The organism is Kitasatospora sp. NPDC059817 (genome assembly GCF_042731835.1).
GTDB lineage: Bacteria > Actinomycetota > Actinomycetes > Streptomycetales > Streptomycetaceae > Kitasatospora.
The window spans coordinates 4,331-19,366 of sequence record NZ_JBHWIR010000149.1 but is presented as its reverse complement, the minus strand read 5'-3'; the positions used below and the strand labels follow the sequence as shown (position 1 = coordinate 19,366).

General features: G+C 71.6%; 13 protein-coding genes. 2 read left to right on the top strand and 11 right to left on the bottom strand.

What is annotated here, in order from left to right:
• Positions 1-143 precede the first annotated feature (143 nt).
• The 11 genes from ACFV61_RS26485 to uvrA all read right to left on the bottom strand — a co-directional run bounded on the left by ACFV61_RS26485 (position 144) and on the right by uvrA (position 13,194).
• Complete coding sequence (locus ACFV61_RS26485; RefSeq protein WP_063349510.1) at positions 144-431, bottom strand: RNA polymerase-binding protein RbpA; 288 nt, start codon at positions 429-431, stop codon at positions 144-146.
• A 205-nt stretch (positions 432-636) separates the two neighbouring features.
• Positions 637-873, bottom strand: a complete 237-nt coding sequence (gene secG, locus ACFV61_RS26480; protein WP_063349509.1) for a preprotein translocase subunit SecG — start codon at positions 871-873, stop codon at positions 637-639.
• An 87-nt stretch (positions 874-960) separates the two neighbouring features.
• Entirely contained in the window at positions 961-1,746 is a 786-nt protein-coding gene (gene tpiA / locus ACFV61_RS26475) for a triose-phosphate isomerase (protein WP_063349508.1), read from the bottom strand.
• A gap of 5 nt (positions 1,747-1,751) precedes the next feature.
• Positions 1,752-2,954: a phosphoglycerate kinase gene (locus ACFV61_RS26470; protein WP_380494265.1), complete on the bottom strand. Its 1,203-nt coding sequence runs from the start codon at positions 2,952-2,954 to the stop codon at positions 1,752-1,754.
• Between the two features lie 151 nt (positions 2,955-3,105).
• Positions 3,106-4,113 carry a type I glyceraldehyde-3-phosphate dehydrogenase gene (gene gap, locus ACFV61_RS26465; protein ID WP_063349506.1) on the bottom strand — a complete coding sequence of 336 codons (1,008 nt, stop codon included), beginning with the start codon at positions 4,111-4,113 and terminating at the stop codon, positions 3,106-3,108.
• Between the two features lie 297 nt (positions 4,114-4,410).
• Positions 4,411-5,391 carry a DNA-binding protein WhiA gene (whiA, locus tag ACFV61_RS26460; protein ID WP_063349505.1) on the bottom strand — a complete coding sequence of 327 codons (981 nt, stop codon included), beginning with the start codon at positions 5,389-5,391 and terminating at the stop codon, positions 4,411-4,413.
• Positions 5,382-6,479, bottom strand: coding sequence for a uridine diphosphate-N-acetylglucosamine-binding protein YvcK (yvcK, locus tag ACFV61_RS26455; RefSeq protein ID WP_079136331.1), 1,098 nt, complete (start codon positions 6,477-6,479; stop codon positions 5,382-5,384). Before yvcK ends, whiA begins: the two co-directional genes overlap by 10 nt.
• A gap of 63 nt (positions 6,480-6,542) precedes the next feature.
• The gene (gene rapZ, locus ACFV61_RS26450) at positions 6,543-7,427 is read right to left on the bottom strand and encodes an RNase adapter RapZ (RefSeq protein WP_380343832.1); all 885 of its coding nucleotides are present in this window, start codon (positions 7,425-7,427) and stop codon (positions 6,543-6,545) included.
• 118 nt (positions 7,428-7,545) lie between these two features.
• The gene (gene uvrC / locus ACFV61_RS26445) at positions 7,546-9,624 is read right to left on the bottom strand and encodes an excinuclease ABC subunit UvrC (protein ID WP_063349503.1); all 2,079 of its coding nucleotides are present in this window, start codon (positions 9,622-9,624) and stop codon (positions 7,546-7,548) included.
• Positions 9,625-9,720: 96 nt separating this feature from the next.
• Entirely contained in the window at positions 9,721-10,173 is a 453-nt protein-coding gene (locus ACFV61_RS26440; protein WP_380494263.1) for a Rieske (2Fe-2S) protein, read from the bottom strand.
• 111 nt (positions 10,174-10,284) lie between these two features.
• Complete coding sequence (gene uvrA, locus ACFV61_RS26435; protein ID WP_380375186.1) at positions 10,285-13,194, bottom strand: excinuclease ABC subunit UvrA; 2,910 nt, start codon at positions 13,192-13,194, stop codon at positions 10,285-10,287.
• Between the two features lie 268 nt (positions 13,195-13,462).
• Between uvrA and ACFV61_RS26430 the strand changes: the two genes are divergently transcribed.
• On the top strand, positions 13,463-14,197 hold the full coding sequence (locus ACFV61_RS26430) for a maleylpyruvate isomerase family mycothiol-dependent enzyme (protein ID WP_380375188.1): 735 nt from the start codon (positions 13,463-13,465) through the stop codon (positions 14,195-14,197).
• A gap of 48 nt (positions 14,198-14,245) precedes the next feature.
• Positions 14,246-14,899: an MBL fold metallo-hydrolase gene (locus tag ACFV61_RS26425; RefSeq protein ID WP_063349499.1), complete on the top strand. Its 654-nt coding sequence runs from the start codon at positions 14,246-14,248 to the stop codon at positions 14,897-14,899.
• Positions 14,900-15,036 lie beyond the last annotated feature (137 nt).

Here is a 15,036-nt window from a genome sequence, read left to right as displayed (position 1 = left end):
CCCCGGGGGGGGGTGGCCCGGGGGGGGGCCCGCGGCCCCCCCCCCCCCCCGCGCCCCCCCCCCCCCGCCGCGCCCCCGCCCCCCGCCCCCCCCCCCCCCCCCCCCGCCGCGCGGCCCCCCCCCTTCGCTGTCTGTCGTCCGGGTCAGATCTCGCCGCGCAGCTTGGCCAGCGCCTCGGCGAGGATCGCCTCGCCGTCGGCGTCGGTGCGCCGCTCGCGGACGTAGGCGAGGTGGGTCTTGTACGGCTCGTTGCGCGAGGGCGCGGGCGGGTTGTGCTCGTCCTGACCGGCCGGGAATCCGCACCGCGGGCAGTCCCAGGTGTCCGGGATGACGGCCTCGGCGGCGAAGCTCGGCCGGGTCTCGTGCTTGTTGGCACACCAGAAGGTGATCCGGTTGCGCGGGGCGGACTCGCCGCGCTCCGCCTCGCCCATCGGGCCCGCTCCGACCCTGCTGCCACGGATGGCGTTGCCACTTGCCACGGTCTGACTCCCTGCGTGCTGGTGCGCCGACCCTCCGCGGTGCGCGTCGGTGGCGAAAGTCGTCCTAGTGTAAGCAGGAGTTAAGCGTCCACCGCCATCGCCTCCGCCCCCGACCGTCCCAGGATAGGCGCTCGGGCGACGGGGCGTCAGGGTTACGTCAGCTCTTGTACTTCAGCACCAGGCCCAGCACGATGATGCAGGCGAACCAGGCGAGACCGACCACGATCGTGATGCGGTCCAGGTTGCGCTCGGCCACCGCCGAGCCGCCGCCGGTGGACATCGCGCCGCCACCGAACATGTCCGACAGGCCGCCGCCCTTCCCCTTGTGCAGCAGCACCAGCAGGATCATCAGCAGACTGAAGATGATCAGGGCAATCGAGAACCCGAGAACCACGACGGGACCAACTCTCTCGTATCTTCGGCGACGGGGCCGGACCGCTGACGGCGGTCCGGCCCCAAAGCCTACGTTGCTGCAGCGGCGTTAGCCTACTGCCTGCTCACGGTAGCGCACGATCTTGACGAACTCGTCGGCGTCCAGCGAGGCACCGCCGATCAGGCCGCCGTCGATGTCGGGCTTGGCCATCAGACCGGCCGCGCTCGACGACTTCACCGAACCGCCGTACAGCACGCGGACCTTGTCGGCCAGCTCGGCGTCGTACAGCTCGGCGATCCGCCTGCGGATGGCGGCGCAGACCTCCTGCGCGTCCTCCGGGGTGGCCACCTCGCCGGTGCCGATCGCCCAGACCGGCTCGTAGGCGACCACGATGGACTCGGCCTGGTGGGCCGGGATGTCCGCCAGGGCGCCGTCCAGCTGGGCGAGGGTGTGCTCGACGTGGGTGCCGGCCTTGCGGACGTCCAGCGGCTCGCCGATGCACAGGATCGGGGTGATCCCGGCCCGGTAGGCGGCCTTGACCTTGGTGTTGACGATCGCCTCGTCCTCACCGTGGTACTGGCGGCGCTCCGAGTGGCCGATCACCGCGAAGGTGCACTTCAGCTTGGCCAGCATCGGGCCGGAGACCTCGCCGGTGTAGGCACCGGAGTCGTGCTGCGAGATGTCCTGCGAGCCGTACTTGATCTTCAGCTTGTCGCCGTCGACCAGGGTCTGCACCGAACGCAGGTCGGTGAACGGCACCAGGACGGCGACCTCGACGGCCGCGTAGTCCTTGTCGGCCAGCGCGAAGGCCAGCTTCTGGGTGTGCTGGATGGCCTCAAGGTGGTTGAGGTTCATCTTCCAGTTGCCCGCCATCAGCGGGAGACGCTCAGTCATTGCTTTCAGCCTTCCAGGGCGGCGAGACCGGGGAGGGTCTTGCCCTCCAGGTACTCGAGGCTGGCGCCACCGCCGGTCGAGATGTGTCCGAATGCGTTCTCGTCGAAGCCCAGGATGCGGACGGCCGCGGCGGAGTCGCCGCCACCGACCACGGTGAACGCGTCGCTGTCGAGCAGCGCCTGGGCCACGGCCTTGGTGCCGTTCGCGTAGTCCGGGTGCTCGAAGACACCCATCGGGCCGTTCCAGAACACGGTGCCCGCGTCGGCCAGCTTCGCCGCGTACAGCTCGCGGGTCTTCGGGCCGATGTCCAGGCCCTCCTGGTCGGCCGGGATCGCGTCCGCGGCGACGAGCGAGGGGTTGGCCGGGGCCTTGGTCTTGAGGTCGGGGAACTCCGCCGACACCAGGACGTCCACCGGCAGGACGAACTCGACGCCCGTCGCCTCGGCGCGCTTCAGGTAGTCCAGGACGACCGGGATCTGGTCCTCCTGCAGCAGCGAGATGCCGACCTCGTGGCCCTTGGCCTTGAGGAAGGTGTACGCCATGCCGCCGCCGATCAGGATCCGGTCGGCCTTCTTCAGCAGGTTGTCGATCACGCCGAGCTTGTCGGAGACCTTGGCGCCGCCGAGCACGACCACGTACGGGCGCGCGACCTCCTCGGTGAGCTTCTTGAGCACACCGACCTCGGTGGCGATCAGGTCGCCGGCCGCGTGCGGCAGCAGGCCGGGCAGGTCGTAGACCGAGGCGTGCTTGCGGTGCACGGCGCCGAAGCCGTCGCCGACGTACAGGTCCGCGAGGGCGGCCAGCTGCTCGGCGAAGGCCTTGCGCTCGGCGTCGTCCTTGCTGGTCTCGCCGGCGTTGAAGCGCAGGTTCTCCAGCAGCGCGACCTCGCCGTCGCCCAGCGCGGCCACGGTGGACTCGGCGCTCTCGCCCACGGTGTCGGTGGCGAAGGCGACGTTCTTGCCGAGGATCTCGCCGAGGCGCACGGCCGCCGGGGCCAGCGAGAACGTCGGGTCCGGCGCACCCTTCGGGCGGCCGAGGTGGGAGGCGACGACGACCCGGGCGCCGCGCGCGACGAGCTTGGCGATGGTCGGGGCGACGGCACGGATCCGGCCGTCGTCGGTGATCGTGGTGCCGTCCAGCGGGACGTTCAGGTCGGCACGGACGAACACGCGCTTGCCGGCGACGTCGAGGTCTTCGATGGTCTTCACGGGGATTGGCTCTCCTGGGGAGATGGTTGATGCGCAGAGGCGGCACGGCGCAGGGGCCGCCTGGGAAAGTCCTGGTGCGCAGAGCGAGGGCCCGGTCGGCACAGTGCGCCAGCCGGGCCCTCGCCCCTACATCACGTCAGCTCCCGCTGCGTCAGAGCTGGCCGCCGACGAGGGAGGTCAGGTTGACGAGGCGGTTCGAGTAGCCCCACTCGTTGTCGTACCAGCCGAGCACCTTGACCTGGTTGCCCTGGACCATGGTGAGCTGGGAGTCGAAGATGCAGGAGGCCGGGTCGTTGACGATGTCCGAGGAGACGATCGGGTCCTCGGTGTAGGTCAGGATGCCCTTGAGCGGGCCCTCCTGCGAGGCCTTCTGGAAGGCGGCGTTGACCTCGTCCTTGGTCACCTCGCGCTCCAGGGTGACGACCAGGTCGGTGATGGAGCCGGTCGGGACCGGGACGCGCAGCGAGGTGCCGTCCAGCTTGCCCTTCAGCTCCGGCAGGACCAGGGCGGTCGCCTTGGCGGCACCGGTCGAGGTCGGGATGATGTTCTGCGACGCGGCACGGGCGCGGCGCAGGTCCTTGTGCGGGAAGTCCAGGGTCACCTGGTCGTTGGTGAACGCGTGGACGGTCGTCATCAGGCCCTTGACGATGCCGAAGTTCTCGTGCAGCACCTTGGCCATCGGCGCCACGCAGTTGGTGGTGCAGGAGGCGTTGGAGATGATCGAGTGGTTGGCGGCGTCGTACTTGTCCTCGTTGACGCCCAGGACGATGGTGACGTCCTCGTCGCTCGCGGGCGCCGAGATGATGACCTTCTTCGCGCCGGCGGCGAGGTGCTTCTTCGCGGCCTCGGCCTTGGTGAAGATGCCGGTGGACTCGACGACGATGTCGGCGCCCAGGGCGGCCCACGGCAGGTTGGCGGGGTCACGCTCGGCGCTGACCTGGAAGGTCTTGCCGTCGACGGTGATGCTGTCCTCGGTGTGCGAGACCTCGCCCGGGAAGGTGCCCAGGGTGGTGTCGTACTTGAGCAGGTGAGCCAGGGTCTTCGTGTCAGTGAGGTCGTTGACACCGACGATCTCGATGTCCGCGCCCTGCGCCTTGACCGCGCGGAAGAAGTTGCGGCCGATGCGGCCGAATCCGTTGATGCCTACCCGGATCGTCACGAACCGATCTCCTCGTTAGGTACGCCGGAGCTAAGCCGACGGGGGTGAGATTTGGGAAGTCCCCGACCGCCTATGACCCTACCCCTCCCAGGCCTGGGAGGGCACATCGCGCCACGTGCGACGACCTGGCGTGGCGCGAAATCAGGCCGACCGTCCTTGGCGGTCAGGGCAGTTGGTCCCGGTCAGTGGTCTCTACCAATTTGCGCACACCGGGCGCGTCCGGGTATCCCGTCCGGACACGGCGGCGGCCGGTGCCCGGAATCCGGACACCGGCCGCGGAACAGCCACTTGGTGCGGTCAGTTCATCGCCATCTCGTCGGTGAGGTTGGCCTCGGTGCTCGGCAGGCCGAGCTCGGAGGCGCGCTTGTCGGCCATCGCCAGCAGGCGGCGGATCCGGCCGGCCACCGCGTCCTTGGTCAGCGGCGGGTCGGCGAGCGCGCCCAGCTCCTCCAGCGAGGCCTGCTTGTGCTGCATCCGCAGCTGGCCGGCCGCGGCCAGGTGCTCGGGCACCTCCTCGCCGAGGATCTCCAGCGCCCGCGCCACCCGGGCGCCGGCCGCCACCGCGGCGCGGGCCGAGCGGCGCAGGTTGGCGTCGTCGAAGTTGGCCAGGCGGTTGGCGGTGGCCCGGACCTCGCGCCGCATCCGGCGCTCCTCCCAGGCGAGCACCGACTCGTGCGCGCCGAGCCGGGTCAGCAGCGCGCCGATCGCGTCGCCGTCGCGGATCACCACCCGGTCCACGCCGCGCACCTCACGGGCCTTGGCCGGGATGCCGAGCCGGCGGGCCGCGCCGACCAGGGCGAGGGCGGCCTCGGAGCCGGGGCAGGTGATCTCCAGCGAGGAGGAGCGGCCCGGCTCGGTGAGCGAGCCGTGCGCCAGGAAGGCCCCGCGCCAGGCCGCCTCGGCGTCGCAGGTGGCCCCGGAGACGACCGCCGGGGGCAGCCCCCGGATCGGCCGGCCCCGGCCGTCCACGAGGCCGGTCTGGCGCGCGAGCAGTTCGCCGTCCTTGACCACCCGGACGACGAAGCGGCTGCCACGCCGCAGTCCGCCGGGGGCCATCACCACGAGGTCGGAGGAGTGTCCGAAGATCTCCAGCAGGTCCTTGCGCAGCCGCCGCGCCGCCGCGCCGGTGTCCAGCTCCGCCTCGATCACGATCCGGCCGCTCACGATGTGCAGCCCGCCCGCGAACCGCAGGATCGCCGACACCTCCGCCTTGCGGCAGCAGGCCCTGGTGACCGGGAGCCGGCTGATCTCGTCCTTCACCGCTGGAGTCATCGCCATGGCCCGATCCTTCCATGTGTCCGGAAAATCCGGTCGTACGCGGCGGCCAACAGCTCCGGGTCGTGTCGCGGGGTGCCGTCGGTGCGGGCCACCCTGCCGAGGACCAGGGCGGCGCCCATCCGCTCGGCGGCCTTCTCCAGACCGGCCAGGTCCGCCTGGCCGAAGGCGCCGCCGGTGACGGCCCGCTCGTCCACCAGGATCGCATCCACCGCGAGGCCCGGGGCGTGGTCGGCGATGACCTCCAGGTGGCGCTGCGGGGTGAAGCCCTCGGTCTCGCCGGGCTGCGGGGCCAGGTTCAGGGTGAGCAGGCGGCGAGCGCGGGTCTCGGTGAGCGCCTTGGCCAGCTCCGGCACCAGCAGGTGCGGCAGCACGCTGGTGAACCAGGAGCCGGGCCCGAGCACCACCCAGTCCGCCTCCCGGACGGCGGTGACCGCCTCCGGGACGGCCGGCGGCCCGTCCGGCAGCAGCCGGATCGACTGCACGGTGCCGGGCGTGACCGCGACGTCGGCCTGGCCGCGGACGGCCGACAGCTCGCCGGGGCGCTCCGGGTCGTGGCCACGCACGGTCGCCTCGATGTCCAGCGGCACCGCCGACATCGGCAGCACCCGACCCTGGACGTTCAGCAGCCGGCCGACCCAGTCCAGGGCGGCCACCGGGTCGCCGAGCTTCTCCCAGAGCGCGACGATCAGCAGGTTGCCGACCGCGTGGCCGCCCAGCTCACCGGTGCCGGTGAAACGCTGCTGGATCACCTCGGACCAGGTGCGCCCCCAGTCGTCGTCCCCGCACAGCGCGGCCAGCGCCTTGCGCAGGTCGCCGGGGGGCAGCACGCCCAGCTCGGTGCGGAGCCGGCCGCTGGAGCCGCCGTCGTCGGCGACGGTGACCACGGCGGTCAGGTCGCTGGTGAGCCGGCGCAGCGCGGAGAGCGAGGCGGACAGGCCCTGGCCGCCGCCGAGCGCGGTGATCCGGGGGGCCGGGTTGGCCCGGGCGGGGCTGCTGCGCGGCCGGCTCGGGACCGGCGGCCGGGCCGGGCCACCCGCCCGGTCGGCACTCCTGTTCTGCGGCTGCCGCCCGGGCACATATCCCGCCACACTCACCTCGCGTTCCTCGCCGCGGCCACCGGCCCCGCCGGCGGCCCGGCTAGGAGGCGGCGGTCACTCCCGTCCCATGTCACGGTGGACGAGCACCGTCTCCACTCCGTCGGCGATGAGACGCTTGGTCAGGCGCTCGGACATCGCGACGCTGCGGTGCTTGCCACCGGTGCAGCCTACGGCAAGCGTCATGTAGCGCTTCCCCTCGCGGCGGTACCCCTCGGTGATGATGCGCAGGAGATCGGCGTAGCCGTCCAGGAACTCGTTGGCGCCGGGCTGCTGGAACACGTAGTCGGCGACGTCCGCGTCGGTGCCGGTACGGGCGCGCAGCTCGGGCACCCAGTGCGGGTTGGGCAGGAAGCGGCAGTCCACCACCAGGTCGGCGTCGACCGGCAGGCCGTACTTGAAGCCGAAGGACATCACGGTGGCGCGCAGCTCGGGCTCGTCGTGGTCGGCGAACTGGGCGTCCAGCTTGGCGCGCAGTTGGTGCACGTTGAGGTTGGAGGTGTCGATCACCAGGTCGGCCTCGCCGCGCAGGTCGCGCAGCAGGTCGCGCTCCTGGGCGATGCCGTCGACGATCCGGCCGTCGGCCTGCAGCGGGTGCGGGCGGCGCACGCTCTCGAAGCGGCGGACCAACGCGTCGTCGGAGGAGTCCAGGAAGACCACGCTGAGCCGGACGCCGCGCTTCTCCAACTCGTCGAGGGAGGTGAGCAGGTCGTCGAAGAACTGGCGGCCCCGGACGTCCACGACCACGCCGATCCGGGCGACGTTGCCCTGGGAGCGGGCGCCCAGGTCGACCATGGTCGGGATCAGGGCCGGTGGCAGGTTGTCCACCACGAACCAGCCCAGGTCCTCCAGGCACTTCGCGGCGGTGGAGCGGCCGGCTCCGGACATGCCGGAGATGATCACCAGCTCCGGCGCGTTCTCGGCCACGTCTGACACGGTCACTTCGGTTCCCCGCTCTCGGTCTTTCTGCTGGGGAGAACGCGCACGGCGCGACCACCCTTCCCCTGCCCGGACAGGCGGGCGGGGGCTGGGCGCGTCGTCTGACGGTCGGCGTCGGCCGTCATGGCGTCTCCTGGGATGGTGCGGTCTGGGATGCTGCGGCCACCGGCTCGGCGGCCGGTTCGGCCCCGTCCTCGATGATCTCGCCGGTAGCGGTGTTCACCGCTGGTGCGACGGGTGTACGGGAGGACAACGCCGCCGCAACAGTCTCCGCCGTGCGGCGTCCGATGCCGGGTACGGCGCAGAGTTCGTCGACGGTGGCGGCCCGGAGCCTCTTCAGCGAGCCGAAGTGCTTGAGCAGCGCCTGGCGGCGAGTCTCGCCGAGGCCCGGGACGGAGTCCAGTTCCCCGGCGGTGAGTCGCTTGGAACGCTTGCTGCGCTGGTAGGTGATCGCGAAGCGGTGGGCCTCGTCGCGGACCCGCTGGAGCAGGTAGAGGCCCTCGCTGGAGCGCGGCAGCACGACCGGGTCGTCCTCGCCGGGCAGCCAGACCTCCTCCAGCCGCTTGGCCAGGCCGCACAGCGCGACGTCGTCGATGCCGAGTTCGTCCAGGGCGCGCTTGGCGGCGGCGACCTGCGGCTGGCCGCCGTCCACGACCAGCAGTTGGGGCGGGTAGGCGAAGCGGCGCGGGCGGCCCGTCTCCGGGTCGATCGGGCCGGCCGGGGCCCCGGTGCCGTCGGCGGCGGCGCCCGGGTCGTCGGCCTCGGGGACGACCCACTCGCCGGTCTGCTCGCGTTCCTGGAGGTAGCGGCGGAAGCGCCGGCCGATCACCTCGTGCATCGAGCGGACGTCGTCCTGGCCCTCGAAGCCCTTGATCTGGAAGCGCCGGTACTCGCTCTTGCGGGCCAGGCCGTCCTCGAAGACGACCATCGAGGCGACCACGTCCTCGCCTTGGAGGTGGGAGATGTCGAAGCACTCGATGCGCAGCGGCACCGAGTCCAGCTCCAGCGCGTCGGCGATCTCCTGCAGGGCGCGGCTGCGGGTGGTGAGGTCGGAGGCGCGCTTGGTCTTGTGCAGTGCCAGCGCCTGCTGGGCGTTGCGCTGCACGGTGGCCATCAGGTCCTTCTTGTCGCCGCGTTGCGGGATCCGCAGGTCGACCTGGCTGCCGCGCAGGCCGCTCAGCCAGTCCCGGACCGGACCGGACGGCTCGGGCAGCGCGGGGACGAGCACCTCGCGCGGGACGGTCTCGTTGCGCTCGTCCGGGCCGGCGCCGCCGTAGAGCTGCTGGAGGGCGTGCTCGACCAGGCCGGCGGTGTCGACGTCCTCGACCTTGTCGGTGACCCAGCCGCGCTGGCCGCGCACCCGGCCGCCGCGGACGTGGAAGATCTGGACGGCGGCCTCCAGTTCGTCCTCGGCGACGGCCAGCAGGTCGGCGTCGGTGGCGTCGGCGAGCACGATGGCGTTCTTCTCCATCGCGCGCTTGAGGGCGCCGATGTCGTCCCGCAGCCGGGCCGCCTTCTCGTACTCCATCTCCTCGGCGGCCTCCCGCATCTGCTCTTCCAGCCGGCGCAGGTAGTTGCCGGTGCGCCCGGCCATGAAGTCGCAGAAGTCCTCGGCCAGCGCCCGGTGTTCGTCCGGCGAGACCTTGCCGACGCAGGGCGCGGCGCACTTGCCGATGTAGCCGAGCAGGCAGGGCCGGCCGACCTGCCGGGCGCGCTTGAACACGCCGTTGGAGCAGGTGCGGACGGGGAAGACGCGCAGCAGCAGGTCGACCGTCTCGCGGATCGCCCAGGCGTGCCCGTACGGGCCGAAGTAGCGCACGCCCTTCTTGTGCGCCCCGCGCATCACCTGGACCCGCGGGTACTCCTCGTTGAGGGTGACGGCGAGTTCCGGATAGCTCTTGTCGTCGCGGTACTTGACGTTGAACCGCGGGTCGAACTCCTTGATCCAGGAGTACTCCAGCTGGAGCGCCTCGACCTCGGTGGCCACCACCGTCCACTCCACCGAGGCCGCGGTGGTGACCATGGTCGCGGTGCGCGGGTGCAGGCCGGCCAGGTCCTGGAAGTAGGACGACAGGCGCGGCCGCAGGCTCTTGGCCTTGCCGACGTAGATGACCCGCCCGTGGGCGTCACGGAACTTGTAGACGCCCGGTGAGGTCGGGATCGCGCCCGGCGCCGGGCGGTAGGTGCTCGGGTCAGCCATGGGTCCACCGTACCGAGTGGAGCCGGGGCCGCGAAGGGGAGATCAACCGGGCGGGGACCGGCTGGGCCGAGATCGACTGGGTGGAGATCAACTGCTTCAGCTCGGGGTCACCTTGAGGTTCCCGCCGTCGACCGTGACGGCGTAAGCGGGCAGCGGCCTGGGGGCCGGGCCGTCCTGGACGGCGCCGTCGGCGATGGCGAACCGGCTGCCGTGGCAGGGGCACTGGATCTGCTGGCTCTTCACCTGGTCGACGACGCAGCCGGCGTGGGTGCAGACGGCGCTGAAGGCCTTGTACTCCCCCGCGGTCGGCTGGGTCACGACGATCTTCTGGTTGCGGAAGACCTTGCCGCCGCCCTCCGGCACCTCCGAGGCCGGGCCGAGGTCCACCGGGGTCTTGGCCGCGCTGCCGGCGCCGGAGGAGCCCGAGGAACCCGAGGAGGGACCGCAGCCGGCGATCGTCACGGTGCCGCCGGCCGCCAGTACGGCGGCGGCGCCGCAGAGCACGGTGCGGCGGGAGGTGGCGGGGCTGGTCTCGGGGGCCTCTGACATCGGTGCGCTCCTGCGGTTCGGCTTCCTACGAGGGACCACGGAAGTCTATGCGGCACCCGCTCCGCCGCCCCCGTGGGTGGGGCGGCGGAGCGGGGCGCTGCTCCCTCTTCGCTACTTCTTTGCCGCGGCGGCCCGCTTGCGCGGCGCCCTCTTCACCGGGGCGACCGGGGCGTCCGCGAACTCGCCCGGAAGGATGTCCCGGAGGAACTTGCCGGTGTGGCTCTCCGGGACGGCGGCGATCTGCTCCGGGGTGCCCTCGGCGACCACCATGCCGCCGCCGGAACCGCCTTCGGGGCCCATGTCGACGACCCAGTCGGCGGTCTTGATCACATCGAGGTTGTGCTCGATGACGATCACCGTGTTGCCCTTCTCCACCAGCCCGCTGAGCACCTTGATCAGCTTGCTGATGTCCTCGAAGTGCAGGCCGGTGGTGGGCTCGTCCAGCACGTAGACCGTCCGCCCGGTGGAGCGCTTCTGCAGCTCGGAGGCGAGCTTGACGCGCTGCGCCTCGCCGCCGGACAGCGTCGGCGCGGACTGGCCGAGCCGGACGTAGCCGAGGCCGACGTCGTTGAGCGTCCTGAGGTGCCGGGCGATCGCCGGGACGGCCTCGAAGAAGGCCAGCGCCTCCTCGATCGGCATGTCCAGCACCTCGGAGATGGACTTGCCCTTGTAGTGGACCTCCAGCGTCTCCCGGTTGTACCGGGCGCCGTGGCAGACCTCGCACGGCACGTAGACGTCCGGCAGGAAGTTCATCTCGATCTTGATGGTGCCGTCGCCCGAGCAGTTCTCGCAGCGGCCGCCCTTGACGTTGAAGGAGAACCGGCCGGGCAGGTAGCCGCGGACCTTCGCCTCCTGCGTCTCCGCGAAGAGCCGGCGCACGTGGTCGAACACCCCGGTGTAGGTGGCCGGGTTGGAGCGCGGGGTGCGCCCGATCGGCGACTGGTCGACGTGCACCACCTTGTCCACCAGGTCGGTGCCGGTGATCCGGGTGTGCCGGCCGGGCACGCTGCGGGCGCCGTTCAGCTCCCGGGCGAGGTGGGTGTAGAGGATGTCGTTGACCAGCGTCGACTTGCCGGAGCCGGAGACGCCGGTGATCGCGGTGAAGGTGCCGAGCGGGAAGCCGACCGTGACGTCCTTGAGGTTGTGCTCGCGGGCGCCGTGGACGGTCAGCTGGCGCTTCTTGTCCCGGTCGCGGCGGCCCGCCGGGATCGGGATGGACCGCTTGCCGGAGAGGTACTGGCCGGTCAGCGACTCCTTGTTGGACAGCAGTCCCTTCAACGAGCCGGAGTGCACCACCTTGCCGCCGTGCTCGCCGGCGCCCGGGCCGATGTCGACCACCCAGTCCGCCGTCTTGATGGTGTCCTCGTCGTGCTCGACCACGATCAGCGTGTTGCCGATGTCGCGCAGCCGCACCAGCGTCTCGATCAGCCGGTGGTTGTCCCGCTGGTGCAGGCCGATGGACGGCTCGTCCAGCACGTACAGCACGCCGACCAGGCCGGAGCCGATCTGGGTGGCCAGCCGGATGCGCTGGGCCTCGCCGCCGGACAGGGTGCCGGCCGCGCGGTTCAGCGAGAGGTAGTCCAGGCCGACGTCGACCAGGAAGCGCAGCCGCTCGTTGACCTCCTTGAGGACGCGCTCGGCGATCTGCTTGTCCCGGTCGTTCAGCTTCATCGCGCCCAGGAACTCGGCGCAGTCGCTGATCGACATCGCCGAGACGTCGGCGATCGACTTCTCCTCGACGGTGACCGCGAGCACCACCGGCTTGAGCCGGGTGCCCTCGCACGTCGGGCAGGGCACCTCGCGCATGTAGCCCTCGAAGCGCTCGCGGCTACTGTCGCTCTCCGCCTCGGTGTGCCGGCGCTGGATGAACGGGACGGCGCCCTCGAAGCCGGTGCTGTACGAGCGCTCGCGCCCGAAGCGGTTGCGGTAGCTGACCTGCACCTGGTGCTTGTGCCCGTACAGCAGCGCCTTCTTGGCGCGGGCCGGCAGCCCGGCCCACGGGATGTCGGTGCGGAAGCCCAGCTCCCCGGCGAGCGCGTCGATCAGGCGCTGGAAGTACTCCTTGGCGTGGCCCGCCGACCACGGGTGGATCGCGCCCTCCTCCAGCGAGCGCTCCGGGTCCGGGATGACCAGCTCCGGGTCGACCTCCATCCGGTTGCCCAGGCCCGAGCAGTCCGGGCAGGCGCCGAACGGCGAGTTGAAGGAGAACGAGCGCGGCTCCAGCTCCTCGAACGACACGTCGTCGTACGGGCAGTAGAGGTGCTCGGAGTACATCCGCTCGCGCTCCGGGTCGTCCTCCGCGAGGTCGACGAAGTCGAGCACGACCATGCCGCCGGACAGCCGCAGGGCCGTCTCCACCGAGTCGGTGAGCCGACGCTTGGCGCTCTCCTTGACGGTCAGGCGGTCGATGACCACCTCGACGGTGTGCTTCTCCTGCTTCTTGAGCTTCGGCGGCTCGGCGAGCTGGATCGTCCCGCCGTCCACCCGGGCGCGCGAGTAGCCCTTGGACTGGAGGTCGGCGAAGAGGTCGACGAACTCGCCCTTGCGCTCGCGCACCACCGGGCTGAGCACCTGGAACCGGGTGCCCTCGGCGAGCTCCAGCACCTTGTCGACGATCGCCTGCGGCGACTGCTTGGCGATCGGGCGGCCGCAGTGCGGGCAGTGCGGCTTGCCGATCCGGGCGAACAGCAGGCGCAGGTAGTCGTAGACCTCGGTGATCGTGCCGACGGTCGAACGGGGGTTGCGGTTGGTGGACTTCTGATCGATCGAGACGGCCGGGGAGAGACCTTCGATGAAGTCCACATCGGGCTTGTCCATCTGCCCGAGGAACTGGCGGGCGTAGGAGGACAGCGACTCGACGTAGCGGCGCTGGCCCTCGGCGAAGATCGTGTCGAAGGCGAGCGAGGACTTGCCGGAGCCGGAGAGGCCCGTGAAGACGATGAGGGAGTCGCGGGGCAGGTCGAGCGAGACGTTCTTGAGGTTGTGCTCGCGAGCACCGCGGACGATGAGGCGGTCGGCCACTGCTTCTGGCGCCTTTCTCCGGGGCGAGAGGACTTGCGGGGAGATGTGTGCTTCTTCCAGGATGCGGCAGCCAGCCTACTAGCTCAGACGTTCGAATATCGACCGTGTCCAGCGGAGTCCACCCGAACGAGTGAGAGCGCCCCTCGAACCCTCCGTACCCGGACCGAAAAAGGCCCTGCTCAGCGGTCGGATTCGGCGATAGCGTCAGCTGGTCAACGAGCGGAGCCCCCCGCGGGCAACGCGCCGTCTCCCACAGAAGGCCGATCCGATGACCGACCCGCAGACCGCCGCCGAGGCCGCCGCGCAGTACCTGGCCCTGGTCGAGGAGAGCACCCGGCACCTGCTGCACACCGTCGCCGAGCTGAAGCCCGAGGCCGTCGCCGAGCCCTCCGCCCTGCCCGGCTGGACCCGCGGTCACGTGCTGGCCCACCTCGCCCGCAACGCCGACTCCCTGGTCAACCTGCTGGACGGCGCCCGCACCGGCACCGACATCCCGCAGTACGCCAGCACCGAGGCCCGCGACCGGCAGATCGAGGAGGGTGCGCCCCGCCCGGTGGACGCCCAGCTCGCCGACCTGCGCGACTCCCGCGAGCGCTTCGCCGCGGCCGCCGCGCTGCTGCCCGCCGAAGCCTGGACGGTCGAGGTCCGCCACCGCACCGGCTACGTCTTCCCCGCCCACGACCTCCCGTGGAAGCGCCTCGCCGAGGTCGAGTACCACCACGTCGACCTGGACGCCGGCCACACCCCCGCGCACTGGCCGGAGGTCTTCGCCGTCACCGAGTTCCACAAGATCGCCAACAAGCTGCACGGCACCGCCCTGCCCGGCGTCGAGCTGGTCGCCGAGGACACCGGGGACATCGGCCTGATCGGCACCGGCGAGCCCGTCCTCACCGTCCAGGGCCCCCTCCGCTCCCTGCTCGCCTGGCTCTCCGGCCGCTCCGACGGCGCCGGCCTGCGGACCACCCCCGACACCGCCCTCCCCCAGCTTCCCCCGCTGGGCTGACGGCGCGAAGATGATCCTGAACCCCTTCACCGGACGAGGAGCGGACGCATGACGTACCACGGAGCGGTCAAGGTCGGCGGGCCGCCTGACGTGCGGGAGCTGGCGCACCTGATCATCACCAAGGTGGCCGTCGGCCCGTACGACAACAACGCCTACCTGCTGCGCTGCCGGGCCACCGACGAGCAGCTGCTGATCGACGCGGCCGCCGACGCCCCGGTGCTGCTGGAGACCGTCGGTGACGAGCTCGCCACCGTCGTCACCACCCACCGGCACCACGACCACTGGGCCGCGCTCGCCGAGGTGGTCGCCGTGACGGGGGCTCGCACCGCCGCCGGCGCGCACGACGCCGAGGGCGTCGACGTGCCCACCGAGCTGCTGCTCGCGGACGGCGACAAGCTGCGGGTCGGCGACGTGGAACTCACCGTCCGGCACCTGGTCGGGCACACCCCGGGCGCGATCGTGCTGATCTACGACGACCCGCAGGGCCACCCGCACGTCTTCACCGGCGACTGCCTCTTCCCCGGCGGCGTCGGCAACACCTGGGGCGATGCGGAGGCCTTCACGAGCCTCTTCCGGGACGTCAACGCGAAGATCTTCGACGTCCTGCCGGACGAGGCCTGGGTCTACCCCGGCCACGGCAGCGACACCACCCTCGGCGCCGAGCGCCCGCACCTCGACGAGTGGCGCGAGCGCGGCTGGTGACCTCGGCCTTCGGGCACCGGGCACCGGGCACCGGGCACCGGGCACCGGGCACGACGAGGCCCCCCCCGCCCCGCGGCGGGCCGGGCGGGCGCCGCCCGCACCCGGGGGGGAGGGGGCCCGCGATATGGGGCGGGGGC

Excerpts from the sequence above, each read along its gene's own strand:
- ACFV61_RS26485 (WP_063349510.1), bottom strand. The coding sequence starts at position 431 with ATGGGCGAGGCGGAGCGCGGCGAGTCCGCCCCGCGCAACCGGATCACC.
- ACFV61_RS26425 (WP_063349499.1), top strand. The coding sequence starts at position 14,246 with ATGACGTACCACGGAGCGGTCAAGGTCGGCGGGCCGCCTGACGTGCGG.
- ACFV61_RS26430 (WP_380375188.1), top strand. The coding sequence starts at position 13,463 with ATGACCGACCCGCAGACCGCCGCCGAGGCCGCCGCGCAGTACCTGGCC.
- tpiA (WP_063349508.1), bottom strand. The coding sequence starts at position 1,746 with ATGACTGAGCGTCTCCCGCTGATGGCGGGCAACTGGAAGATGAACCTC.
- uvrC (WP_063349503.1), bottom strand. The coding sequence starts at position 9,624 with ATGGCTGACCCGAGCACCTACCGCCCGGCGCCGGGCGCGATCCCGACC.
- ACFV61_RS26440 (WP_380494263.1), bottom strand. The coding sequence starts at position 10,173 with ATGTCAGAGGCCCCCGAGACCAGCCCCGCCACCTCCCGCCGCACCGTG.
- whiA (WP_063349505.1), bottom strand. The coding sequence starts at position 5,391 with ATGGCGATGACTCCAGCGGTGAAGGACGAGATCAGCCGGCTCCCGGTC.